The sequence below is a fragment of the Curtobacterium sp. VKM Ac-2861 genome, assembly GCF_013204965.1.
GTDB lineage: Bacteria > Actinomycetota > Actinomycetes > Actinomycetales > Microbacteriaceae > Curtobacterium.
Map to the genome: position 1 here is coordinate 1 of NZ_JABMLA010000009.1, position 23,023 is coordinate 23,023.

The following is a 23,023-nucleotide window of genomic DNA, read 5'->3' on the forward strand; positions in this document are numbered from 1 at the left end:
GCCCAGGCACGAGGTCAATCAATAAATTGGCATTGACAATGTGCACGCTGTTGAGTTCTCAAGGACCAGACGCACTCGCTCTTCGGCTCAGGTTCGAGCTCCAGCCACGAGGCTTGTGTACTTGGCTTGCCACCGGTGTGTCGTCGGACCCGGAGGTCCTGTGGCTCATCCCCGAGGGGAGAGAACCGGTGGGCTTGTCATCCTAGGCGTCGAAGCGACCGAGCACAAGGCCAGATCTGATCTTCAGTGGAGGATGGTCCCGCTTGAGGGCCGACGTGCTCTGGGCTTTCGCTCCAGCCGCTCCGCCGCACCTTTGGGGTGACGAGTAGGAACTTTACGCAGGCCTGGGCGAGTGTGCCAAGCCAGGCCCGATCCCGGGCGTGTCGCGTTGTGCAACACGCGTCGCCCGGGTGCCGGGGCGATCAGGCCAGCGTCACGCCGGCGAGGGTCTTCTTGCCGCGGCGGAGCACGAGGACTCCCCCGGGCAGGGCGAGGTCCGACAGCGGTGCGGTGGCGTCCTCAGCTCGGACGTTGTTCACGTACACGCCGCCCTGGTCGATCGCCCGCCGGGCTTCGCCGAGGGACTTCACGAGCTCGGTCTCGACGAGTGCCCGGGCCACGTCGGCTCCGGCCTCGATGGTGACCGACCCTGGCAGCTCCGCGATCGCCGACCGCAGGGTGTCCGGATCGAGCGCACCGAGGTCCCCGTTGCCGAACAGCGCGGCCGCGGCGTCGATCGCGGCCTGGGTGGCGTCGACCCCGTGCACGAGCGAGGTGACCTCGAACGCGAGGGTCCGCTGCGCTTCGCGCCGGAACGGTTCGTCGGAGACCGCCTGCTCGAGTCGCTCGATCTCGGCACGGGACAGGAACGTGAACTCCCGCAACCGGGCGATCACGTCGGCATCCGCCGTGTTGAGCCAGAACTGGTACAGCGCGTACGGCGACGTCATCTCGGCGTCGAGCCAGATGGCATTGCCCTCGCTCTTGCCGAACTTCGTGCCGTCCGAGTTCGTGATCAAGGGCGTCCCGAGCGCGTGCACCGTCGCGCCCTCGGCACGACGGATGAGCTCCGTCCCCGAGGTCAGGTTGCCCCACTGGTCCGAACCACCCGTCTGCAGCGTGCAGCCGTACTGCCGGAAGAGCTCGCGGTAGTCGAGGCCCTGCAAGATCTGGTAGCTGAACTCGGTGTAGCTGATCCCAGCGTCGGAGTTCAGCCGCGCGGCGACGGCGTCCTTCTTGAGCATCGAGTTCACCCGGAAGTACTTGCCGACGTCGCGCAGGAAGTCGATGGCGGACATCGGTGACGTCCAGTCGAGGTTGTTCACCAGCCGGACGCCGTTGTCACCATCCGGACTGAGGAACCGCGACACCTGCCCCTGCAGACGCGCCACCCACTCGGCGACGGTCTCGCGGGTGTTCAGCGTGCGCTCCGCCGTCGGACGCGGGTCGCCGATGAGCCCCGTCGATCCCCCGACGAGCGCCAGCGGCTTGTGCCCGGCGAGCTGCAACCGACGCATGGTCAGGAGCTGCAGCAGGTTGCCGCAGTGCAGCGACGGTGCCGTGGGGTCGAAGCCGCAGTAGTACGTGATCGGATCACCGTCGAGGGCCTCTTGGAGGGCGGTCTCGTCGGTCGAGACCTGCACCAGACCGCGCCAGCGCAGTTCGTCCCACACCGAGGCGAAGGTGGGGTCGTTCTGCTGGCGCGTCAGGACGTCTTGAGCGGTATCACTGGACACCCCGCCATCGTAGCGGCGGCGCACCACCGACAGCGCGCCGTCGACCGGGAGGCCCGTGGTGCGTCTGGGCCCACGCCGACGGTTCCGGCGCGACGCGCCAGCGGCGGGCCGGCCGTGCCGGTGGGGATCAGTCGAGGGCACCCTTGTGCCGTCGGTACGTCGAGACCGTCGGGTCGCCCGTCAACCAGAAGCGCCAGGGGTACTGCGCACCGCCGGCGATGCCGCCGACGCCGGTGCGCGGTCCGCGCGAGATGCGCGGGACCGGACCCGTCCCGACGGGGCCGGGTGTGGTCTCGGTCAGGAGTTCCTCGATGACCCGGGCCGGCGGGGCGGAGGCGAGCCGCGCCTCCAGGCCGGGTGCCAACGTGAGCACGAACGGACCGGACCCGTCGAGCAGCGAGGTGCCGTCGTCCTGTCCGAGCACCGCGCCGAGGGCGCCACCGAGGTTGCCGGGGCCACGCGCCAACGCGACGTCGGCAACCGACGGGCCACGTCGTCCGCGTGCGGTGTCGAAGCCCTCGATCACCTGCGCACCGCGGAGCAGGGAACCGGAGGAGGTGCCGGCCGGTGCACTCACGACGTTGACGCAGGTGTGGATGCCGTACGAGCGGTACGCGTACAGGGTGCCCGGCGACCCGAACAGGTGGCGGTTGCGCTCGGTCGGACCGCGGTGCCCGTGCGAGCCGGGGTCGGTGGGGCCGAAGTAGGCCTCGACCTCGGTGATTCGCAGGGTCACGCCACGGCCCGCGATCGTCGCGCCGAGCAGCGCCGGGGCGATGCGCGGCGCTGGCTCAGCGAGCATCGCGAGCAGCCCCTCGGTCATCGCGTGAAGGGTGCGCCCTCGGCCAGGTCGTGGACACGACGCGTGACGGACGCCAGCTGCTCGGCCACACGGTCCGGAGCGGTCCCGCCGACACCCGAGCGGGACGCGACACTGCCCTCGATCGTGAGCACGGCACGGACCCCGGGGGTCAGGTGCTCGGAGACCGACCGGTACTCGTCGTCGGTCGGGTCGTCGAGCTCGATGCCCCGCTGTTCGCAGTACCGGACCAGCGCACCGGACACCTCGTGCGCATCGCGGAACGGGACACCCTGGCGGACCAGCCACTCGGCCACGTCGGTCGCGAGCGAGAAGCCCTGCGGCGCGAGCTCGGCCATCCGGTCGGTGTCGAACGTGAGCGTCGCGATCATGCCGGTGAAGGCCGGCAGCAGGACCTCGAGCGTGGCGACCGAGTCGAAGACGGGCTCCTTGTCCTCCTGCAGGTCGCGGTTGTAGGCGAGCGGCAGTCCCTTCAGGGTCGCGAGCAAACCCGTCAGGTTGCCGATCAGACGACCGGACTTGCCGCGCGCGAGCTCGGCGATGTCCGGGTTCTTCTTCTGCGGCATGATGCTCGAGCCGGTCGAGAAGGCGTCGTGGAGCCGGACGAAGCCGAACTCCTTCGTGTTCCAGAGGATGACCTCTTCCGACAGACGCGAGACGTCGATGCCGATCTGCGCGAGGACGAACGCGAACTCGGCGACGACGTCGCGGGCGGCCGTGGCGTCGATCGAGTTGTCGGCCGGGCGGTCGAACCCGAGCTCCGCGGCGATCGCCGCGGGGTCGAGACCGAGCGAACTGCCGGCGAGGGCACCGGCGCCGTACGGGCTCACGCTCGCGCGGCCCGCCCAGTCGCGGAGGCGCTCGAGGTCGCGGACCAACGGCCACGCGTGCGCCAGCAGGTGGTGCGCGAGGAGGACGGGCTGCGCGTGCTGCAGGTGCGTGCGACCCGGCATGATCGCCGACGGGTGCTCGTTGGCCTGCTGGGTGATCGCGTCGACGAGGTCGATCACGAGTCGGCCGATGCGCCGCCCGTGATCGAGCATGTGCATGCGGCCGAGCGTCGCGATCTGGTCGTTGCGGCTGCGGCCGGCGCGGAGCTTGCCGCCGAGCTCGGGACCGAGGTCGGCGATGAGCAGGCGTTCCAGAGCGCCGTGGACGTCCTCGTCGGACTCGTCGGGCTGCAGCGTGCCGTCGGCGTGCGCGGCCTCGAGCCGGTCGAGTCCGGCGAGCATGCGCTCGAGCTCGTCCACCGTCAGGTACCCGGCCGTGTGCAGGGCCCGGGCGTGCGCCCGGGAGCCGGCGATGTCGTACGGGGCGAGCTGCCAGTCGAAGTGCGTCGACTTCGACAGCGCTGCCAGGGCCGCACTCGGGCCGTCGGCGAAGCGGGCGCCCCAGAGGGCTCCGGTGTTGGTGGCGTCGGTCTTCTCGTCGGTCATGTCGTCCTGCGTCGTTGTCGTCGGGCCGGGTGGCGGCGGGTGTCAGTTCGCCGCGTCGCGGCGGGCGGAGATCTTGCTGGGGAGCGACCAGAGTTCGATGAAGCCCTTCGAGAGGGACTGGTCGAACGTGTCGCCGGTGTCGTACGTGGCGAGGTCGAAGTCGTAGAGGCTCTGCTCCGAGCGACGGCCGGTCACCGTCGCGCGACCGCCGTGCAGCTGGAGGCGGACGTCGCCGGAGACGTGCTGCTGGGTGTGGTCGACGAAGGCGTCGAGGCTGCGCTTCAGCCCGCCGAACCACAGGCCGTCGTAGACCAGGTCGGCCCACTCCGACTCGACACCACGCTTGTAGCGGTTGACGTCCCGCTCGAGGGTGAGGCGCTCGAGCTCCTCGTGCGCCGTGATGAGCGCGATCGCCGCCGGGGCCTCGTACACCTCACGCGACTTGATGCCGACGAGGCGGTCCTCGACGACGTCGATCCGACCGACGCCGTGCTTGCCGGCCACGGCGTTCAGCTCCTGCACGATCCGCAGCACGCTGAAGCGCTGCCCGTCGAGCGCCACCGGGACGCCGCGCTCGAACGTGATGGTCACCTCGTCCGGCTCGCGCGGGACGGCGGGGTCCTGCGTGTACGCGTAGAGGTCCTCGGTCGGGGCGTTCCACGGGTCTTCGAGGAAGCCGGTCTCGACGGCCCGGCCCCACACGTTCTGGTCGATCGAGTACGGCGACCGCTGCGACTGCTGGATCGGCAGGGCGTGCTGCTCGGCGTACGCGATCGCCTTGTCCCGGGTCAGGGCGAGGTCACGCACCGGTGCCACGCTCCGCAGGTCCGGGGCGATCGCCGCGACGGCGGCTTCGAACCGGACCTGGTCGTTGCCCTTGCCGGTGCAGCCGTGCGCGACACTGTCGGCACCGAGCTGCTTCGCCGTCAGCGCGAGGTGCTTCGCGATGAGCGGGCGGCTCAGCGCCGACACCAGCGGGTAGCGCTTCTGGTACAGCGCGTTGGCCTTGAGGGCCGGCACGATGTACTCGTCGGCGTACTCGTCCTTGGCGTCGACCACGATCGACTCGACGGCCCCGCAGTCGAGCGCGCGCTGTCGGATCGCGTCGAGGTCCTCGCCGCCCTGGCCGACGTCGACCGCGAGTGCGACCACCTCTTTGCCGGTGGCGTCACGCAGCCAGCCGATCCCGACGGAGGTGTCGAGGCCGCCGGAGTAGGCGAGGACGACGCGGTCAGCCATGCGGTGCGCCTACGCGGTCGCCACGGCGTTCGCCGTTGCCGTCGTCGCGACGTTCGCGGCGAGGAGCCAGGCCAGCAGCGCCTTCTGGGCGTGCAGACGGTTCTCCGCCTCGTCCCAGATGATGCTGCGCGGCCCGTCGATGACGTCGGCGGTCACCTCGTAGCCACGGTCGGCGGGCAGGCAGTGCATGAACACCGCGTCGTCGGCAGCGTGCGCCATCAGGGCGTCGTCCACGCGGTACCCGGAGAAGGTGTCGAGGCGCGACTGCTTCTCGGACTCCTTGCCCATCGACACCCAGGTGTCGGTGACCACGACGTCGGCACCGGCGACCGCTGCCACCGGGTCGGTGACGACCAGGACGGAACCGCCGGTCTCGGCCGAACGGTGCTCGGCGTCGGTGACGACCTGCGGGGACGGCGAGAACTCGGCGGGAGCCGCGACGCGGACGTGCATGCCCGCGGTCGCGCCGGCGAGCAGGTACGACTGCGCCATGTTGCTCGCGCCGTCGCCGATGAACGCCACGGTCTGGCCCGCCAGCGTGCCGCGGTGCTCGCGGATGGTGAGCAGGTCGGCGAGCAGCTGGCAGGGGTGGAAGTCGTCGGACAGTGCGTTGACGACGGGGACGGTCGTGCCAGCGGCCATCTCCTCGAGACCGGCCTGACCGTAGGTGCGCCAGACGATCGCCGACACCATGCGCTCGAGCACGCGGGCGGTGTCCGACGGGGTCTCCTTGCCACCGAGCTGGCTGTTCGCCGTCGAGATGATGAGCGGGCTGCCGCCCAGGTCGGAGATGCCGACGTGGAACGACACCCGGGTGCGGGTCGACGACTTGTCGAAGATGACCGCGACGCTCTGCGGGCCGGCGAGGGGCTTCGCACCCCAACGGTCGGCCTTCATCTGGTCGGCGATGTCGAGGATCGCGGACTGCTCGGCCTGGCTGAGGTCGTCGTCCCGGAGGAAGTGGCGGGTCATGCGGAGGTCTCCTGGGTAGCGGCGCCCTGCTCGGCAGCGACGGCCGCGAGGCTCTGGGCGAGGATCGACACGAACTCGTCGATCTCGGCGTCGGACACGATGAGCGGCGGCGCGAGGCGCAGGCTCGACTCGTTCGGAGCGTTGATGATGAGGCCACGCTCGAGGGCGGCGGCGTTGACCGCGGCAGCGATCGGGCCGGTGAGCCCGACGCCGATGAGCAGACCGGTGCCGCGGACCTCTTCGACGAGCGGTGAGCCGATGCCGGCGATGCCGGTCCGGATCCGCTCGCCCTTGACCACGGCGGCAGCGACGAGGTCCGCGCGTTCGATCTCCTCGAGCACCGCGTTCGCCACGCGGGTGCCGAGCGGGTTGCCGCCGAAGGTCGAACCGTGCTGGCCGGCCGAGAACAGGTCGGACGCCCACCCGAAGGTCACGAGCGCACCGATCGGGAAGCCGCCGGCGATGCCCTTGGCCACCGTCACGGCGTCGGGGGTGAAGCCGTGGCCCTGGTAGGTGAACCAGTTGCCGGTCCGGCCGACGCCGGTCTGGATCTCGTCGAGGATCAGCAGCGCACCGTGCTCCTCGGTCAGCCGGCGCGCCGCGAGCAGGAACCCCTCGGGCAGGTCGACGACACCGGCCTCGCCCTTGATCGGCTCGATGACGATCGCCGCGACCGTGTCGTCGATGGACGCCTCGAGCGCAGCGACGGTGGAGTCGATGTGCTCGACGCCCGGGATCATCGGCAGGAAGTCCTGCTGCAGCGCGGGCTTGCCGGTGAGCGCGAGCGCCCCCATCGTCCGGCCGTGGAAGCCCTGCTTCAGCGCGAGGATGCGGGTCTTCTGCCCGTCGGCGCCCTTGTTCAGGCGCGCGAGCTTGAACGCCGCCTCGTTCGCCTCGGCCCCGGAGTTGCCGAAGTACACCCGCCCGGCTTCGCCCGCACCGGTGATGCGCTTGAGACGCTCCGCCAGCTCGAGCTGGGGCGGCGTCGCGAAGTAGTTCGACACGTGCACGAGCTTCGCGGCCTGGTCGGCGATCGCCTCGACCAGCACGGGGTGCGCGTGGCCGAGCGAGTTCACGGCGATGCCCGCCAGGAAGTCGAGGTACTCGTTGCCCTCGACGTCCCAGACACGGCAGCCCTGTCCGCGCTCGAGCATGATCTTCGGCGGGGTCAGGGATCGCATGAGCGACGCCCCGAACCGGTCGTTCCAGGTCTCGGTCTGCGTCTCGCTGCTCACGGCTGCTGCCCCTTCTCGGTCGTGCTGGCCACGTGTTGGCCGGTGCTGGTGGTCGTCGACGGTGCTGCCACGCGTCGGCCGATCTCGGCGTGGGTCATCTGGTTCTCGGTGCGTCGGCTCGGGTCCGGGATCACCTCGGTGCCCGCACCGCGCAGGGTGAAGACCTCGAGCAGGATCGAGTGCGGGATCCGGCCGTCGATGATCGTCGCCCCGCCGACCCCGCCGACCACGGCGTCGAGGCACGCGGTCATCTTCGGGATCATGCCCGACTCGAGGGACGGCAGGAGCGCGCGGAGTTCCTCGACCGCGATGAGGTCGACGAGCGAGTCGCGGTCCGGCCAGTTGCGGTACAGGCCGGGGACGTCGGTGAGCATGATGAGCTTCGACGCACGCAGCGCGATCGCCAGGGCACCCGCGGCTGCGTCGGCGTTCACGTTGAGCGCCTGGTCCGGGTGGGCGTCGTCGATCGCGATGCTCGAGACCACCGGGATGCGGCCGGCCTCGATCGCGGCGAGCACCCCTGACGGGTCGACGTGGGTGATGTCACCGACGTGCCCGAGGTCGTACTCCTGCCCGTCGACGACCACACCCTTCTGCTCGCCGGTGAACAGCGACCCGCCGTCGCCGAACACGCCGACGGCCAGGCCCTCGCCGTGCTCGTTCATCAGGTCGACGATCTCGCGGTTGACCTCGCCAGCCAGGACGTCGCGGACGACCGAGATCGCCTCGGTCGTGGTGACGCGGTAGCCGCCACGGAACTCGGACTCGATGCCCTGTTCCTTGAGCGCGGCCGAGATCTGCGGACCCCCGCCGTGCACGACGACGGGGTGCAACCCGGCGTAGCGGAGGTAGACCATGTCCTCGGCGAACGCACGCTTGAGGTCCTCGTTCACCATCGCGTTGCCGCCGAACTTGACGACGACGACCTTGCCGGAGAACCGCTTGAGCCACGGTAGGGACTCGATCAGGGTCGCGGCCTTGACGGCGGCGAACTCGTGCTCTTCTTCCTTCGTGAGGGGCGTCCCGGCCCCTTCGGTGTCGTTCGCCATCAGCTGGAGTACGCGCTGTTCTCGTGCACGTAGTCGTGCGTGAGGTCGTTGGTCAGGATCGTCGCCGAGTGCGTCCCGACGCCGAGGTCGATGCGCACGTGGGTGTCCCGCGGCGTCAGGTCGACGGTGTCGCTCGGCTGGTCCGGGGCGCCGGCGTGGCAGACCCGGACACCGTTCATGCTGACGTCGACCGCGTACGGGTCGAAGTCGGCGTCCGTGGTGCCGATGGCCGCGAGGACCCGGCCCCAGTTCGGGTCGTTGCCGAAGACGGCCGCCTTGAACAGGTTGTTGCGCGCGACACTCCGGCCGACGGTGACGGCGTCGTCCTCGGTCGCGGCGTGCACGACCTCGATCGCGATGTCGTGGCTGGCGCCCTCGGCGTCCTGCTGCAGCTGGCGGGCCAGGTCGGCGCAGACGGCGGTCAAGGCTTCCTGGAAGTCGCCGACCTCGGGCGTCACCCCGCTCGCACCCGACGACAGCAGCACGACGGTGTCGTTCGTCGACATGCAGCCGTCCGAGTCGACGCGGTCGAAGGTGATGCGGGTGGCCGCGCGGAGCGCCTGGTCGAGCTGGTCCGGGGTCTGCACGGCGTCGGTGGTGATCACGACGAGCATCGTCGCGAGCCCGGGTGCGAGCATGCCCGCACCCTTCGCCATGCCGCCGACGGTCCAGCCGTCCTCGGTCACCACGGACTGCTTCGCCTTGGTGTCGGTCGTCATGATGGCCGTGGCCGCGTCCGGGCCGCCGTCGGCGCTGAGTGCGGCGCTCGCGAGGTCGACCCCGCGGAGCACGCCGTCGCGGAAGGTCTGGTCGCCGACCCCGATGAGGCCGGTGGAGCAGACGACGACGTCGCCCGCTCCGATGCCGAGGGCGTCACCGACGGCTTCGGCGGTCAGGTGCGTGGTCTGGAAGCCGAAGGGGCCCGTGAAGCAGTTGGCGCCGCCGGAGTTCAGGACGACGGCGCGCGCGACGCCGTCACCGACGACCTGGCGGGACCAGATCACCGGGTGCGCCTGCGCGCGGTTGCTGGTGAAGACCGCGGCCACGGCCGCGTCGGGGCCGTCGTTGACGACGAGGGCCACGTCCGGCTTGCCGCTGGTCTTCAGGCCGGCGGTCACGCCGGCAGCGCGGAAACCCGCTGCCGCGGTGACGCCCTGGAGGCCCGGTTCGCCCTGGGTGGGCTCGCTCACGTCGGTGAGGTCGGTCACGGTGCGACTCCGTCCACGCTGAGGCCCAGGGTCTCCGGCAGACCCAGGGCGATGTTGGTCGACTGGACGGCGGCACCCGCCGTGCCCTTCGCGAGGTTGTCGAGAGCCGTCACGGCGACGACGCGGCCTGCGGCCTCGTCCACCGCGATGCCGACGAGTGCGGTGTTCGCACCGATGGTGTCCGCGACCCGGGGGAACTCGCCCTCGGGCAACAGGTGCACGAACGGCTCGTCGACGTAGGCCTGCTCCCAGGCGAGCCGCACGTCGCGGGCGCTGACACCCGGGGTGAGCTTGGCCGTCGTCGTCGCGAGGATGCCCCGCGACATCGGGACGAGCACGGGCGTGAACGAGATCGTCACGTCGGCAGCGCCCGCGACGACCAGGTTCTGCTGGATCTCCGGGACGTGCCGGTGCGTGCCGCCCACCGCGTAGGCGCTGGCGGAGCCCATGATCTCGGACGCCAGGTAGGTGTTGGCGAGCTTCTTGCCGGCACCGCTCGGGCCGACGCTCAGCACAGCGACGATGTCGTCCGACTCGACGAGTCCGGCCTGGATGCCCGGCTGGATGCCGAGCGTCACCGCGGTGACGTTGCACCCGGGGACCGCGATCCGCTTGGTGCCGACCAGGGCCGAACGCTGCTTGCCCTGCGACGCGATGTCCTCGACCTCACGCCACTCGTCGGCCGATCCCGGGGTCGGGGCGGCGAGCAGGAGCTCCGGCAGGCCGTAGGTCCAGGCGCCGTGGTAGTCGCCGCCGTAGAACTGCTCCCAGGCTGCGGGATCCGTCAGACGGTGGTCCGCGCCGCAGTCCACCACGAGGGCGTCGTCGCCGAGCTCCTCGGTGATCGCCCCCGACTGACCGTGCGGCAGCGCCAGGAACACGACGTCGTGCCCGCGGAGCGTCTCGGCCGTCGTCTTCTCGAGGGTCAGGTGCGACAGCGACCGGAGGTGCGGCTGCGTCGCGATCAACGGCTGTCCGGCGTTCGAGAACGCCGTCACCGTCCTGACGTCGAACTCGGGATGGGCGGAGAGCACGCGCAGGAGCTCACCACCCGCGTAGCCGGAGGCTCCCGCCACGGCGACGGATACGGACATGGGATTCCACCTTTGGTCGGACTGGTCGTCGAGAGAGTCGGAGGCGGCGACCCCGGGCGGTGCTGATCCCGTCGTGGGTCAGTCGCGCAGGGTCGCCCCGAATCGCTCGCCGGCACGTCGGACTGCGCCGTCACGGGCCTCGGTGGCCTCGGCAGCGGTCAGCGTGCGGTCCGTGGCACGGAAGCGCAGGGCGAACGTCAGGGACTTCTGTCCCTCGTCCACGCCGGAGCCCCGGTAGTCATCCACGAGCCGAGCATACTCCAACAGGTCTCCGGCACCAGAGCGGACCGCATCCAACACGTCACCGGCCGGCACCTCGGCGTCGACGACCAGGGACAGGTCCTGCGTCGCTGCCGGGTACGACACGATCGGCGCGACCGCGACGAGGTCGGGGGCCGCGGCCACCATGGCGTCGAGGTCGAGCTCGACCACGGCCACCACGCGGGGCAGCACCGCAGCGGCGGACAGCTCCGGCAGGAGTTCGCCGGCGACGCCCACGACGGTGTCGCCCACGAGCAGCGACGCCGCGCGGCCCGGGTGCAGGGACGGGTGGGTGGTCTGCACGACGCGCAGTTCCACGCCGACGGCCCACGCGACCTGGCGAGCCGCGTCGATCGCGTCGGCGATGCCGTGCGGCTCGGCCGCGACGCCCGCCTGCTTGCCGACGCGGTTGCCGGTGAGCAGGGCGGACACGTGGAACGGCTGTGCGGGCAGGGACGCGTCGAGCGCCTGGAGCGTCGCGCGGTCGGGCAGCGCGGCACCGGCCGGGACCTCGTCGGTGCCGAGCGTCACGCCCGTCACCGGCAGGAACACCCGCGAGGTCTCGTAGAGCGCGACGTCGAGCAGGCCGCGCGAGACGTTCCGGCGGGCGGCGTCGACGAGGGCCGGCACACCACTGCGGCGGAGCAGGTTCTGCTCGCTGTCGAGGGCGTTGGCGAGGACGACGCTCGGGCCGCCCTCCGGGTCGATCCCCGGGTAGGCGTCCTGCGTCGCGCCGGAGACGAACGGCGCCGTCACCGCTTCGACCAGACCCGCGGCGGCGAGGGCCGCGGAGACCCGACGGCGCGCCTGCTGGTGCGGGGTGAGTCCGCGTCCGGGCGGGGCCACGGGGAGCACGCTCGGGATGCGGTCGTACCCGACGATCCGCGCGACCTCTTCGACCAACGTGGTGTCGTCGGTCAGGTCCGGACGCCAGGTCGGCGGCATGACGGCGAGCTGCGCACCGTCGACCTGCACCGTCGCACCGATCGCACGGAGGGTGTCCACGACCTCGGCGTCGCTGTAGTCCACGCCGATGAGCTCGGCCGGACGCGAGGTCCGCATGGCGACCGTTGCACGGGGCTCGGTGTCGACGAGCGTGGAACCGAGGGCATCGGCCGTGCCGCCGGCGAGCTCGACGAGGAGGTCGACGGCACGGTTCGCGGCAGCCTCGGCCACGAGCGGGTCGACGCCGCGCTCGAACCGACGGGAAGCCTCGCTCGGCAGCTTGTGGCGGCGAGCGGTCCGCGCGATCGAGACCTGGTCGAAGCCAGCTGCCTCGATCAGGACGTCGGTCGTGCTCGCCGAGATCTCGGTCCGGGCACCGCCCATCACGCCGGCGAGCCCGACGGGGCCGTCGTGGTCGGTGATGACGAGGTCCTCGAGGTCGAGCTTCCGCACGGCGCCGTCGAGGGTCTCGAGCGTCTCGCCGACAGCGGCACGACGGACGCCCAGGCCACCGCGGACGGTCGACAGGTCGTAGCCGTGCAGCGGCTGGCCGAGCTCGAACATGACGTAGTTCGTGATGTCGACCGGCAGCGAGATCGAACGGACGCCTGCCAGTGCGAGACGCGACACCATCCAAGCCGGTGTCTTCGCGGTGGGGTCGATGCCACGGACGACGCGGGTGACGAAGGTGCTCGCGCCGACGCGACCGCGGATCGGGGCCTGGTCGTCGATCGTGACCGAGAAGCCCTCGGCCGTGCGGGGTTCGACCCGGTCGACGGGGTCGTGGAAGCTCGCGCCGGTGGCGTGGGCGTACTCACGCGCGACACCGCGCATGCTCAGCACGTACCCACGGTCCGGCGTGACGTTGATCTCGACCGCCGCGTCGTCGAGGCCGAGGAGCGCGATGGCGTCCTGGCCGACGTCGGGCTCCATGTCGAGGTCTGCGAAGCGGAGGATGCCCTCGTGCTCGTCGCCGAGACCGAGCTCGCGTGCCGAGGCGATCATGCCGTCGGAGATGTGGCCGTAGGTCTTGCGGGCCGCGATCGGGAACGGTCCGGGCAGCACGGCGCCGGGCAGCGTCACGACGACGAGGTCGCCCACGTCGAAGTTGTGCGCACCGCAGACGATGCCGCGGGGCTCGGGCTCGCCGACGTCCACCTGGCACCAGTTGATCGTCTTGCCGTTCTTCTGCGGTTCCGGGACACGCTCGAGCACCCGGCCGACCACGACGGGGCCGGTCAGGTCGAAGGTGTGGACGTCCTCTTCCTCGAAGCCGACCGACACGAGCGCCGCGTGGACGTGCTCGAGGGTGACGTCCTCGGGGAGGTCGACGGACTCGCCGAGCCAGCGGAGTGGGACGCGCATCAGACCACCGTTCCGAACTGCTGCGAGAAGCGGATGTCGCCCTCGAGGAAGTCACGCATGTCGTTCAGGCCGTTGCGGAACTGCAGCGTCCGCTCGATGCCCATGCCGAAGGCGAAGCCCTGGTACTCGTCCGGGTCGATGCCGGCGGCACGCAGGACGTTCGGGTTGACCATGCCGCAGCCACCCCACTCGACCCACCGGGCGCCACCCTTGGCGTTCGGCTGCCAGACGTCCATCTCGGCGCTGGGCTCGGTGAACGGGAAGTAGTTCGGGCGCAGGCGGATCTGCGCCTCGGCGCCGAAGACCTGGCGGGCGAAGTGCTCGAGCGTGCCGCGCAGGTGTGCCATCGTCAGGCCCTTGTCGATCGCGATGCCCTCGACCTGGGTGAAGACCGGCAGGTGCGTGGCGTCGAGCTCGTCGGCACGGTACACGCGGCCCGGAGCGATGACGTAGAGCGGGAGGTCGCGGGACAGCAGTGACCGTACCTGCACCGGCGACGTGTGAGTGCGCATGACCAGGTGCCGGTCGACGGGCTCGACGAAGATCGTGTCCGCCATGGCCCGGGCCGGGTGGTCCTGGTCGAAGTTCAGGGCGTCGAAGTTGAACCACTCGTGCTCGAGCTCGGGGCCCTCCGCCACTTCCCACCCCATGCCGACGAAGATGTCCGCGACGGCTTCGTTGAGCAGCGAGAGCGGGTGGCGCGAGCCGGTCGGGCGGTGGGTCGGCAACGCGGTGACGTCGACGCGCTCGGCCTCGAGCCGCGCGCGCTCTTCGGCCACGGCGAGGACCGACTCCTGCTCCGCGATCGCCGCGTTCAGCCGCCCGCGGGCCTGACCGACGAGCTTGCCGGCCGCGGCCTTCTGCTCCGGCGGCACGCTGCGCATCGACGCGTTCATCCGAGCCAGCGGCGACTGCTCACCGGTGTGCTCGGCCCTGGCCTGCTTCAGTTCGGCGACCGTCGTCGTGGCGCGGACGGCGGCGAGTGCTGCGTCCACGGCGTCGGCGACGGCCGATTCGCTGATCTCGAGAGGTTCTGACACAAGACCCAAGCCTACCGGCCGACGGGATACCACCCGCCTGCACCGGTCGGACTGTGGATCGCCGATGCCGACGACCGACCTGTGGAGGGAGGTCAGCTCCGGAGTGCGAACGCCGACTCGTACAGGCAGACCGAGGCCGCCGTCGCCAGGTTCATCGACTCCGCCTGGCCGTAGATCGGCACCTTCACCGCACGGTCGACGAGCGCGAGGTCCTCGGTGGTGAGCCCGCGGGCCTCGTTGCCGAACACCCACGCGGTCGGACCGTCGAGCATGCCCTCGGCCCGGACCACCGGCAGGTCGTCGCCCGAGACGTCGGCCGCGAGCACGGTGTACCCGAGTGCCTTCGCCCGCGCGATCGTGTCGGCCAGGCTCACGCCGACCGACACCGGCACGTGGAACAGCGAGCCCGTGGTCGACCGGACGACCTTCGGGTTGTACGGGTCCACCGACCGCCCGGTGAGGACCACCGCGTCGGCGCCGGCGGAGTCGGCGGCACGGATGATCGTGCCGGCGTTCCCCGGGTCCCGCACCTCTTCGAGGATGGCGACCAGCCCCGGCAACGCGGCCGGCTCGTCGGAGTCCCCACGGGCCTCCAGGTCGACGGCAGCACCAGCATCACCGACGCGACGGTCCGGGAAGACGTCCTTGACCGACGTCGGGAACTGCTGGCAGACGGCGACGACGCCCTGCGGCGTCACGGTGTCGGCCATCGCGTCGAGGACCTGCTCCGTCACGAACCAGGTGTCGACCGGCGCGTCGTCGAGCCCGTAGCGGGCTGCGGCAGTCGGCGTCACGTAGAGCTCGCGCAGGAGCTCCGGGGCGTACTCGAGTGCTTCACGCACCGCCTGCGGCCCCTCCAGCAGGAAGAGGCCCGTTTCGGCACGGACGTCCTTCTTCGACAGGGCCGCGACGGCCTTCACGCGTCCGGCACGGGGGTTCTCGAGGAGTTCGCTCACGACCCAAGTCTAGGAACGACGAAACCCCCGCCGTGCGGCGGGGGTTTCGCGAGCAGAAGAACTGACTACGCAGCCTTCGGGGCCGAGGTGTCGGCCGGGAGGGCCTTCTTCGCGGTCTCGACGAGCGCGGTGAAGGTCTCGGGGTTGTTCACCGCGAGGTCGGCGAGGATGCGACGGTCGACCTCGACACCGGCCAGACCCAGACCCTGGATCAGACGGTTGTAGGTCAGGCCGTTCGCACGGGACGCAGCGTTGATGCGCTGGATCCACAGCCGACGGAACTCGCCCTTCTTCGCGTGACGGTCGCGGTACGCGTAGACCAGGGAGTGGGTGACCTGCTCCTTGGCCTTGCGGTACAGACGCGAACGCTGGCCGCGGTAACCCTCGGCGCGCTCGAGGATGACGCGGCGCTTCTTGGCGGCGTTGACCGCTCTCTTTACTCGTGCCATTGCACTATTCCTTTACGATCCGGGGGCTCAGTGGCCGAGGAGCTTCTTGACGTTCTTCGCGTCTGCCTTGGAGAGGACCTGGTCCTCGTTCAGGCGGGCCTTGCGCTTGGAGCTCTTGACCTCGAGGTTGTGACGCATACCGGCCTGCTGCTTCATGACCTTGCCGGTACCGGTGATCTTGAAGCGCTTCTTCGACCCGGAGTGGGTCTTCTGCTTGGGCATGGTGGTGCCTTTCCGTGGGATGGATGGGAGCCGCGTCGTTGCGGGGTCGGTCTGGGTGACCTACTCGGCGGGAGCGTCGCTCTTGGCCGGTGCCGTGTCCTGCGCGGGAGCCTCGGCCGGGGCCTCGGTCTCCGTCTCGGCGTCCGAGTGGTCCTTCGCAGCGTGCTCGGTGGCACGACGCTCGGCCTTCTGTGCAGCGCGCTTCGCGTTCTGCTCGCCCTTGACGTCGGACTTGTTCTTCAGGGGGGCGATGATCATCGTCATGTTGCGGCCGTCCTGGGTGGGACGGGACTCGACGACGCCGAACTCGGCGATCTCCTCCGCGAACTTGTGGAGGAGACGGACACCCTGCTCCGGACGCGACTGCTCGCGGCCACGGAAGAGGATCATCGCCTTCACCTTGTCGCCACCGAGGAGGAACCCCTCGGCGCGCTTGCGCTTCGTCTCGTAGTCGTGCACGTCGATCTTCAGGCGGAAACGGACCTCTTTCAGGTCCGTGTTCACCTGGTTGCGACGGGCTTCCTTGGCCTTCTGAGCGGCTTCGTACTTGAACTTGCCGTAGTCCATGATCTTGGCCACGGGCGGCTTCGAGTTCGGCGCGACCTCGACCAGATCCAGTTCGGCTTCCTGCGCGAGGCGCAGTGCCATGGCGATCGGGACAACGCCGACCTGCTCACCCTGCGGGCCGACGAGTCGGACTTCGGGAACGCGGATTCGGTCGTTGGTACGGGGATCGGTGATGCGGAGCTCCTTCAATCAGGTGGTGGTCGTCCGGGACGTTTGCCCTGGACGACAGCACGAGAGAGGAGATCTGACGCACGGATCGGAACCCGTTCGGCAGCCGCCCTGCGTCGGATCCGTGGACCCGACCGACGTGTGCACCCAGTTGCTGTGCACTCGTGGAGCGGTGGTGACCCGGTAGCCTGGTGGAACGCGGCCGCGGGTGGGAGAGACTCCTCTTTCGTGACACCGTCCGAGCGCTTCAGGAGAACCTGATGGCACACGGACAGCATCTGCCGCGAGCGAGTCTAGCAGAGGAGCACCGTGACCGACACCCCGATCGACGACGACGGCAGCGGCATCGACGCCGCCAGGGACATCTCGGAGGTGCCGGCCGTCGAACTCATCAACACCGTGGCCGTGCACCTGCTCAGTGCCGCCGCCGTGAAGGTCGGCCTGGCCGACGACCCCCAGGAGCAGACCGACCTGGACGAGGCGCGCAAGCTCATCACCGCGCTGGCCGGACTGGTCACCGCCGCGGCGACCGAGATCGGCGACCACCACGCCCGTCCGCTGCGCGACGGGCTGCGCTCGGTGCAGCTCGCGTTCCGCGAGGCGTCGGCGATCCCGGACGCACCGGGCGCCGGACCGGGCGAGAAGTACACCGGCCCCGTCAACTGACGGCTGGCGGCTGACGCACGACGGGCACTGTCCGTCACGGCGTTCGACGGGAGGCCCGTGGCGGGATCGCCACGGGCCTCCCGTCCGCCTTCGGGTGCGCGGTCAGGACCCGCTGCGGCCGACCAGGCGCGTGACGGCCGTGAGCGGGATGCCGACCCAGTCGGGTCGGTTCCGGGTCTCGTAGACGACCTCGTAGACGGCCTTGTCGAGCTCGAACGCATCCAGGAGCTCCCGGTGCGCGCCGAGGTCGGTGCCGGTCCCCCGCTGGTACCCGTCGAGGAACCGCACGCGTGCCTCGTCCGCCCAGCCCGCTGCGTCGACCGGTTCCGCGTCGTGCGCCAGGGCTCCGGCGACGTAGTCGAACGACCGGAGCATGCCGGCCACGTCACGGAGCGTGACGTCCGGCAACGAGCGTTCGGCCAGGGGGCGGAGGGGCTCTCCCTCGAAGTCGAGGAAGACCCAGCCGCGCGGCTCGGGGGCAGCGAGCACCTGCCCGAGGTGCAGGTCGCCGTGGATGCGCTGCAGGTCCGGCCAGGGCGTCGCCGTCGCCGCCGCGTACACCGCTCGGATCGCGTCTGCCTGCTCGGCGACGGCCGGGGCCTCACGCGCGGCGGTGTCGAGCCGCTCGTGCATCCTTGCGACGGCGGTCCGTCGTCGCGCCTCGTCGGCAGGCTCGGACGGCAGCGCCTCGGCGAGGGTGCGGTGGACTTCGGCGAGCGCCGCCCCGAGCTGCTCGGCCCGATCGCCGAAGGGCGTGCCGGCGCGCGCTTCCTCGAGGGCCACGCGCCAGGCGTCCTCGAGGCCCGGCAGGAACTCCTGCGCGAACGCGAGGTGACCGGTCGCCGTGCCGCTGCCCTGCCCGACGTCGGGCCAGCTGCCCCGCAGTGCGCCGTAGACCTGGGGGACGCGAGCACTGCCGGCTGCGGACAACGCGAGCTGCGTCGTGACGTCGGGGTTGTCGCCGTGGTGCAGGACGCGGAACACCTTGATGATGACGCGGGCACCGGACTCGGTGTCGCAGATCACCGAGGTGTTGGACTGCTCGCCGGTCAGGACGCGGGCGGCCGTGACGGTGCCGATGGGGCGGAGGCTCTGCGGGTCCGCGTCGATGCGTGCGGCGAGCGCCGTGATCCACGCGTGGTCGGCGGTGGCGTCGGCGATGGTGCCGTCGGGGCCGCTGGTCACGGGTGACTGGTAGAGGACCGGAGCCGCTGGTGCTGCGGGGGCTTCGTCGAGGACGAGCCGGGTGCCGTCGGCGGTGGAGAGGGTGCGGAGGCGCGGCACGGACCCCTTCGAGGCGTACCACCGGCGGTCGGCGATCCAGGACTCGAGGTCGTGGTCGCTCGGGGGTGCGGTGGCGCTCGTGGGTGCGGTGTCGCGGGTGTCGGGTGCGGTGTCGCTGGGGTGGCGGGCTCCGTCGCTCATGCAGCGGACCGTACGCGCCGAGTGCTGGCGAGGTGCCGAGTCCGTCACTCATCCCTGCACAGCTCGCGGTTCTGGGCCGCCCGTCCACAGAACGCGCCTGCGCTCGGACCGCACGGGTGCTGGCGGACGACACTTGCGGACATGCCGAGCCAGCACCCCGCCCCCGACACCGCCCGCACCGATCCCCGCCGGAGCTGGCGGATCCCCGACGACCGCCGGTTGCCGGCACTCGAGCCTCTCGCATCCGCCGTCGAACGGCACGAGCCCGTGTCGCTCCGCGAGACCGTGTGGGACTCCGACGAGCGCGTGCTCGCGGCCGAAGGGGTGACGCTCACCCGCGCCCAGGACGGGTCCTGGAGCCTCGACCACGGCGACGGCCCGGTACCGGTGGGCGCGGACCTCGATCGACCGGACGGCGAGCAGCCCCCGCGTGACGGGGTCGAGGTGTTCCTGCGCGGGCGGGCGGTGGCGACGGTCCGCCTCCGGGACACCACGACGACGCTCGTGACCCTGCGCGGGAAGGACGGTCGGGTCCGAGCCGAGATCGCCGACGTCCGGGTGGACGAAGGCGACCCGGACACCTCCGTGCTGCGGTCCGCACGGTGGTGGGCGCTGTCGGACGACGGGCGGGACGGCACCACGGCACGGGCCGCGGAGCGAGCACTGGACGACGCGGCCACCGAGCCGCCGTCGACCTCGGCGGTCGTGGTCCCGCCCGCCCCCGTGCTCGCCCCGGAGCGGCGCGGCAACCGGGCGAAGCGACCACGTTCGGGCACCGCTGCGGCGTTCGTGCTGCGGGTCCTCGAGTCACTCCGCGCCGACCTCGTCGCGGTCGACCCCCGAGTCCGCGCCGACGACCACGAGTCGGTGCACGACTTCCGGAAGGTGGTCCGTCGGCTGCGGAGCGTGCTCGCGGCGTACCGCGGAGCCCTCGACCGCGAGGCAACCGAGGCACTGCGGGCCGCCCTCGCCGAAGCCGGACGGGTCGCCGGGGTCGCCCGCGATGCCGAGGTCCTGCACGGCGGGCTGTTCCGGTCGGCGGCTCGGGCCCCCGAGGGCTTCGTCGACGCCCCCACGCTGGACCGGATCGGCGAGCAGGCGGCGGCTCTCCGCAGCGCGGCCGCAGCGGAACTCCGCCAGGCGCTGCGCTCGGACGACTGGTTCCGTACCCTCGACGCGCTCGATCAACTGCTGCTCCGCGCCCCGGCCGGACCGCACGCCGACGACGCCGCCGCCGCCTTCGTCGCGAAGCGCATCGACCGCGAGCGCGCTCGGGTCCGACGACTGGTCGACGGTGGCGCGGCGGGTCTCGACGTCCTGCACGAGATCCGGAAGGCGGCACGGCGCCTGCGGTACGCGCTGGAAGCGGCCGGTGACGCCGCCGACCTCGGGAAGCGGCGGCTCAGCCGGCTGCGGCGGGTGCAGGAGACGCTCGGTGACGCCCTCGACGCGGCACACGCGGCAGATGCCTACCGGCGGCTCTCCGGGCCCGCGGCCCGGGACGGCGCCGACACCTTCGGGTACGGGGCGCTGGCGACGGCCGAGCACGCCGTGCTCGAGCGGGGGCTGCGACGTTCGCGGAAGGTGCTCGCCCGACTGTGAGCGCGGCCGGGCGTGAGGCTCGTCGCGCTCCTCTGCGAGAATCGCGGACGTGCCCCACTACCTCGAGGACCTCGCCGCCGGACAGACCTTCACGACCCCGGGTCGCACGATCACCGAGGCGGACGTCGTGTCCTTCGCCTCGTGGACGAACGACAACAACCAGGTGCACACCGACGTCGAGTTCGCCGGCAAGACCCGGTACGGGCAGCGGATCGTGCACGGCTTGCTCGGCACCTCGCTCTGCCTGGGGCTGATCGCACGGACCGGGGTGTTCGAGGGGTCGGCCGTGGCCTTGCTCGGGATCGACCAGTGGCGGTTCACCGCGCCGGTGTTCATCGGGGACACCGTGACCTGCGAGGTCGAGATCCTGTCGACGCGCCTGACGAGCTCCGGCACGACCGGCATCGTCGAGCGGACGGTCTCACTGCGGAACCAGCGCGGCGACGTCGTGCAGCAGGGACGCATGGACGTGATGGTCCTGACGCGCGACGCCGCGATCGCCTGACGTCGCCCCGAGCACCCGCCGGGTTCTCCGGATGGCAATCGTTGCGACGCTCTTTACAACGATGTACCGGCGCGGGAGCATGGACCCATGAGCACGCTCGACGGCACCGTGGCCGCACCTGACACCGCATCCGCTCCCGCACTCCCCCTCGCCTCGCGGCAGGACGGCACCTACCCCCGGCCGCAGATGCTCCGCACCGCGTGGGCCGACCTCGACGGCACGTGGTCCTTCCGGAACGACGGCGACGACACCGCCTGGAGCACCGGGTTCCCCGACGCCCGCGACATCGTCGTGCCGTTCCCGCCCGAGTCGGTCGCCTCGGGCATCGACGAGCCCGGCTTCCACCAGGTGGTCTGGTACTCCCGTGCGATCACCCGCGCCGACCTCGAGGCCGCCGGTCACGGCACCGCCGCACCCCGACTCGTCCTGCACTTCGGCGCCGTCGACTACCGCGCCCGCGTCTGGATCGACGGCCAGTTCGTCGGCGAGCACGAGGGCGGCCACACGCCGTTCTCCTTCGACGTGACCGACGCCCTCGCCACCGACCCCGACGCCGTCCACACCCTGGTCGTCCGCGCCGAGGACGACCCGCACGACCTGACCCAGCCCCGCGGCAAGCAGGACTGGCACGAGGACCCGCACGCCATCTGGTACCGCCGCACCACGGGCATCTGGCAGACCGTGTGGCTCGAAGCCGTGCCGACCGCCTCGATCGAGTACCTGCGTTGGACGAACGTCGACCACGCCACCGTCCGCCTGACGGTCCGGATCGCTGGCGGCCGCACCGGCGGCGAGCGCCTGCGCGTCGTCGCCCGGTGGGACGAGCGCGACGAGCACCTCGCCACCGTCGAGGCCACGCTCGGCGACACCTCGGACGAGTTCGACGTGGTCGTGCCGATCGCGCGCCAGACGAACGGGCAGGCCGAGGACGAACTGCACTGGACCCCGGACGCCCCGCGCCTGGTCGACGCCACGGTCTCGCTCCTCGCCCGTACCGGCACGACGCCGATCGACTCCGTCGCGTCCTACTTCGGGCTCCGCACCGTCGGCGTCGACGGCGGCACCTTCCTGCTGAACGGCCACAGCTACGACGTCCGCAGTGTCCTGAACCAGGGCTACTGGCCGGACTCGCACATCGCCGCGCCGTCGCGCGGAGCACTGCGCCGCGAGGTCGAGCTCATCAAGGAGCTCGGCTTCAACGCGGCCCGCAACCACCAGAAGATCGAGGACCCCCGGTTCCTGTACTGGGCGGACCGACTCGGCATCCTGGTCTGGGGCGAGGCCCCCGGTGCCTACGCCTTCTCGCCGCGAGCCGTCCAGCGCCTGATGCGCGAGTGGATGGACGCCGTCGAGCGTGATGCCTCGCACCCGTCGATCGTCACGTGGGTGCCGGCGAACGAGAGCTGGGGCGTGCAGCACATCAGCACGGATCCGGCGCAGCAGGCCTACGCACGCTCCTTGGCCGACGTCACGCGGGCGATCGACCCGACGCGTCCGGTGATCTCGAACGACGGTTGGGAGCACACCAACTCCGACATCGTCACGATCCACGACTACGAGGGTGCCGGCGACGCACTCGCCCGCACCTACGCCGACGATGCAGCACGCACGGCGCTGTTCACCCACTTCGGCCCGTCGGACCGCTGGGTGCTCGTGGGTGGCGCGCAGGACCTCGGCCAGCCGGTGATGCTCACCGAGTTCGGTGGCGTGAACTACCAGCCGGGTGCACAGCGCGAGGACGGCTGGGGCTACACCTCGGCCACCGACGGCGACGACTGGGTCACCCGCATCACGGCACTGTACGACGCGATCCGGGCGAGCTCGTTCCTGGCCGGCTCCTGCTACACGCAGCTGACCGACACCATGCAGGAGACGAACGGCCTGCTCAACGCCGACCGCTCCCCGAAGGTCCCGATCGAGCAGATCCGTCGCGCGGTCACCGGTCGCTAGCCGGGAGGCCCGCACTTCGTGAGCAGGAATGGTCGGGTCCGGTAGACGGACCCGACCATTACTGCTCACCATGAGGGCAGGTCGGCGCGCGGCCCGACGCACGGCCGCCCGCT

Annotated in this window: 20 protein-coding genes; 4 read left to right on the forward strand and 16 right to left on the reverse strand. The window is 71.1% G+C overall.

What is annotated here, in order from left to right; genetic code table 11:
- Positions 1-422: 422 nt before the first annotated feature.
- From tyrS to infC, 15 genes are all read right to left on the reverse strand, one after another.
- Complete coding sequence (tyrS, locus tag HQQ88_RS18235) at positions 423-1,736, reverse strand: tyrosine--tRNA ligase (RefSeq protein ID WP_173170800.1); 1,314 nt, start codon at positions 1,734-1,736, stop codon at positions 423-425.
- A gap of 127 nt (positions 1,737-1,863) precedes the next feature.
- Entirely contained in the window at positions 1,864-2,559 is a 696-nt protein-coding gene (locus HQQ88_RS18240; protein ID WP_173170802.1) for a DNA-3-methyladenine glycosylase, read from the reverse strand.
- Positions 2,556-3,992, reverse strand: coding sequence for an argininosuccinate lyase (gene argH / locus HQQ88_RS18245; RefSeq protein ID WP_173170804.1), 1,437 nt, complete (start codon positions 3,990-3,992; stop codon positions 2,556-2,558). Before argH ends, HQQ88_RS18240 begins: the two co-directional genes overlap by 4 nt.
- Positions 3,993-4,034: 42 nt before the next feature.
- On the reverse strand, positions 4,035-5,231 hold the full coding sequence (locus tag HQQ88_RS18250) for an argininosuccinate synthase (protein ID WP_173170806.1): 1,197 nt from the start codon (positions 5,229-5,231) through the stop codon (positions 4,035-4,037).
- A 9-nt stretch (positions 5,232-5,240) separates the two neighbouring features.
- The gene (gene argF, locus HQQ88_RS18255) at positions 5,241-6,203 is read right to left on the reverse strand and encodes an ornithine carbamoyltransferase (protein ID WP_123293378.1); all 963 of its coding nucleotides are present in this window, start codon (positions 6,201-6,203) and stop codon (positions 5,241-5,243) included.
- A complete protein-coding gene (locus HQQ88_RS18260; protein WP_173170808.1) occupies positions 6,200-7,438 on the reverse strand; it encodes an acetylornithine transaminase in 1,239 nt (412 codons plus the stop codon). The genes argF and HQQ88_RS18260 overlap by 4 nt, the downstream gene beginning before the upstream one ends.
- Positions 7,435-8,487, reverse strand: a complete 1,053-nt coding sequence (gene argB / locus HQQ88_RS18265) for an acetylglutamate kinase (RefSeq protein ID WP_173170810.1) — start codon at positions 8,485-8,487, stop codon at positions 7,435-7,437. The genes HQQ88_RS18260 and argB overlap by 4 nt, the downstream gene beginning before the upstream one ends.
- The gene (gene argJ / locus HQQ88_RS18270) at positions 8,487-9,695 is read right to left on the reverse strand and encodes a bifunctional glutamate N-acetyltransferase/amino-acid acetyltransferase ArgJ (protein ID WP_248703941.1); all 1,209 of its coding nucleotides are present in this window, start codon (positions 9,693-9,695) and stop codon (positions 8,487-8,489) included. Before argJ ends, argB begins: the two co-directional genes overlap by 1 nt.
- Complete coding sequence (locus HQQ88_RS18275; protein WP_173170812.1) at positions 9,692-10,789, reverse strand: N-acetyl-gamma-glutamyl-phosphate reductase; 1,098 nt, start codon at positions 10,787-10,789, stop codon at positions 9,692-9,694. Before HQQ88_RS18275 ends, argJ begins: the two co-directional genes overlap by 4 nt.
- A gap of 78 nt (positions 10,790-10,867) precedes the next feature.
- On the reverse strand, positions 10,868-13,360 hold the full coding sequence (pheT, locus tag HQQ88_RS18280; RefSeq protein WP_173170814.1) for a phenylalanine--tRNA ligase subunit beta: 2,493 nt from the start codon (positions 13,358-13,360) through the stop codon (positions 10,868-10,870).
- Positions 13,360-14,400 carry a phenylalanine--tRNA ligase subunit alpha gene (gene pheS, locus HQQ88_RS18285; RefSeq protein WP_111086283.1) on the reverse strand — a complete coding sequence of 347 codons (1,041 nt, stop codon included), beginning with the start codon at positions 14,398-14,400 and terminating at the stop codon, positions 13,360-13,362. Before pheS ends, pheT begins: the two co-directional genes overlap by 1 nt.
- A 92-nt stretch (positions 14,401-14,492) precedes the next feature.
- Positions 14,493-15,356: an RNA methyltransferase gene (locus tag HQQ88_RS18290; RefSeq protein ID WP_173170816.1), complete on the reverse strand. Its 864-nt coding sequence runs from the start codon at positions 15,354-15,356 to the stop codon at positions 14,493-14,495.
- Positions 15,357-15,421: 65 nt separating this feature from the next.
- The gene (gene rplT / locus HQQ88_RS18295) at positions 15,422-15,805 is read right to left on the reverse strand and encodes a 50S ribosomal protein L20 (RefSeq protein ID WP_111086285.1); all 384 of its coding nucleotides are present in this window, start codon (positions 15,803-15,805) and stop codon (positions 15,422-15,424) included.
- A gap of 27 nt (positions 15,806-15,832) precedes the next feature.
- Positions 15,833-16,027 carry a 50S ribosomal protein L35 gene (gene rpmI, locus HQQ88_RS18300; RefSeq protein WP_111086286.1) on the reverse strand — a complete coding sequence of 65 codons (195 nt, stop codon included), beginning with the start codon at positions 16,025-16,027 and terminating at the stop codon, positions 15,833-15,835.
- 60 nt (positions 16,028-16,087) lie between these two features.
- The gene (gene infC / locus HQQ88_RS18305) at positions 16,088-16,783 is read right to left on the reverse strand and encodes a translation initiation factor IF-3 (protein ID WP_123293372.1); all 696 of its coding nucleotides are present in this window, start codon (positions 16,781-16,783) and stop codon (positions 16,088-16,090) included.
- A gap of 288 nt (positions 16,784-17,071) precedes the next feature.
- Between infC and HQQ88_RS18310 the strand changes: the two genes are divergently transcribed.
- Positions 17,072-17,428 (forward strand): DUF1844 domain-containing protein, encoded by a 357-nt coding sequence (locus HQQ88_RS18310; RefSeq protein WP_173170823.1) that lies wholly within the window; start codon positions 17,072-17,074, stop codon positions 17,426-17,428.
- A 102-nt stretch (positions 17,429-17,530) separates the two neighbouring features.
- Here the strand turns inward: HQQ88_RS18310 and HQQ88_RS18315 are convergent, their stop codons facing one another.
- Complete coding sequence (locus HQQ88_RS18315) at positions 17,531-18,853, reverse strand: phosphotransferase (RefSeq protein ID WP_173170825.1); 1,323 nt, start codon at positions 18,851-18,853, stop codon at positions 17,531-17,533.
- Positions 18,854-18,994: 141 nt separating this feature from the next.
- Here HQQ88_RS18315 and HQQ88_RS18320 point away from each other — a divergent pair, with 141 nt between their 5' ends.
- The 3 genes from HQQ88_RS18320 to HQQ88_RS18330 all read left to right on the forward strand — a co-directional run bounded on the left by HQQ88_RS18320 (position 18,995) and on the right by HQQ88_RS18330 (position 22,910).
- A complete protein-coding gene (locus HQQ88_RS18320) occupies positions 18,995-20,455 on the forward strand; it encodes a CHAD domain-containing protein (protein ID WP_173170827.1) in 1,461 nt (486 codons plus the stop codon).
- Between the two features lie 49 nt (positions 20,456-20,504).
- Positions 20,505-20,960, forward strand: a complete 456-nt coding sequence (locus tag HQQ88_RS18325) for a MaoC/PaaZ C-terminal domain-containing protein (protein WP_132099016.1) — start codon at positions 20,505-20,507, stop codon at positions 20,958-20,960.
- Between the two features lie 87 nt (positions 20,961-21,047).
- On the forward strand, positions 21,048-22,910 hold the full coding sequence (locus HQQ88_RS18330) for a glycoside hydrolase family 2 TIM barrel-domain containing protein (RefSeq protein WP_173170829.1): 1,863 nt from the start codon (positions 21,048-21,050) through the stop codon (positions 22,908-22,910).
- Positions 22,911-23,023 lie beyond the last annotated feature (113 nt).

Coding starts and splice junctions, on each gene's coding strand:
- HQQ88_RS18320 (WP_173170827.1), top strand. CDS start 18,995: ATGCCGAGCCAGCACCCCGCCCCCGACACCGCCCGCACCGATCCCCGC.
- argF (WP_123293378.1), bottom strand. CDS start 6,203: ATGACCCGCCACTTCCTCCGGGACGACGACCTCAGCCAGGCCGAGCAG.
- HQQ88_RS18250 (WP_173170806.1), bottom strand. CDS start 5,231: ATGGCTGACCGCGTCGTCCTCGCCTACTCCGGCGGCCTCGACACCTCC.
- rplT (WP_111086285.1), bottom strand. CDS start 15,805: ATGGCACGAGTAAAGAGAGCGGTCAACGCCGCCAAGAAGCGCCGCGTC.
- HQQ88_RS18330 (WP_173170829.1), top strand. CDS start 21,048: ATGAGCACGCTCGACGGCACCGTGGCCGCACCTGACACCGCATCCGCT.
- pheT (WP_173170814.1), bottom strand. CDS start 13,360: ATGCGCGTCCCACTCCGCTGGCTCGGCGAGTCCGTCGACCTCCCCGAG.
- argB (WP_173170810.1), bottom strand. CDS start 8,487: ATGGCGAACGACACCGAAGGGGCCGGGACGCCCCTCACGAAGGAAGAA.
- HQQ88_RS18275 (WP_173170812.1), bottom strand. CDS start 10,789: ATGTCCGTATCCGTCGCCGTGGCGGGAGCCTCCGGCTACGCGGGTGGT.
- rpmI (WP_111086286.1), bottom strand. CDS start 16,027: ATGCCCAAGCAGAAGACCCACTCCGGGTCGAAGAAGCGCTTCAAGATC.
- HQQ88_RS18315 (WP_173170825.1), bottom strand. CDS start 18,853: ATGAGCGACGGAGCCCGCCACCCCAGCGACACCGCACCCGACACCCGC.
- HQQ88_RS18240 (WP_173170802.1), bottom strand. CDS start 2,559: ATGACCGAGGGGCTGCTCGCGATGCTCGCTGAGCCAGCGCCGCGCATC.
- argH (WP_173170804.1), bottom strand. CDS start 3,992: ATGACCGACGAGAAGACCGACGCCACCAACACCGGAGCCCTCTGGGGC.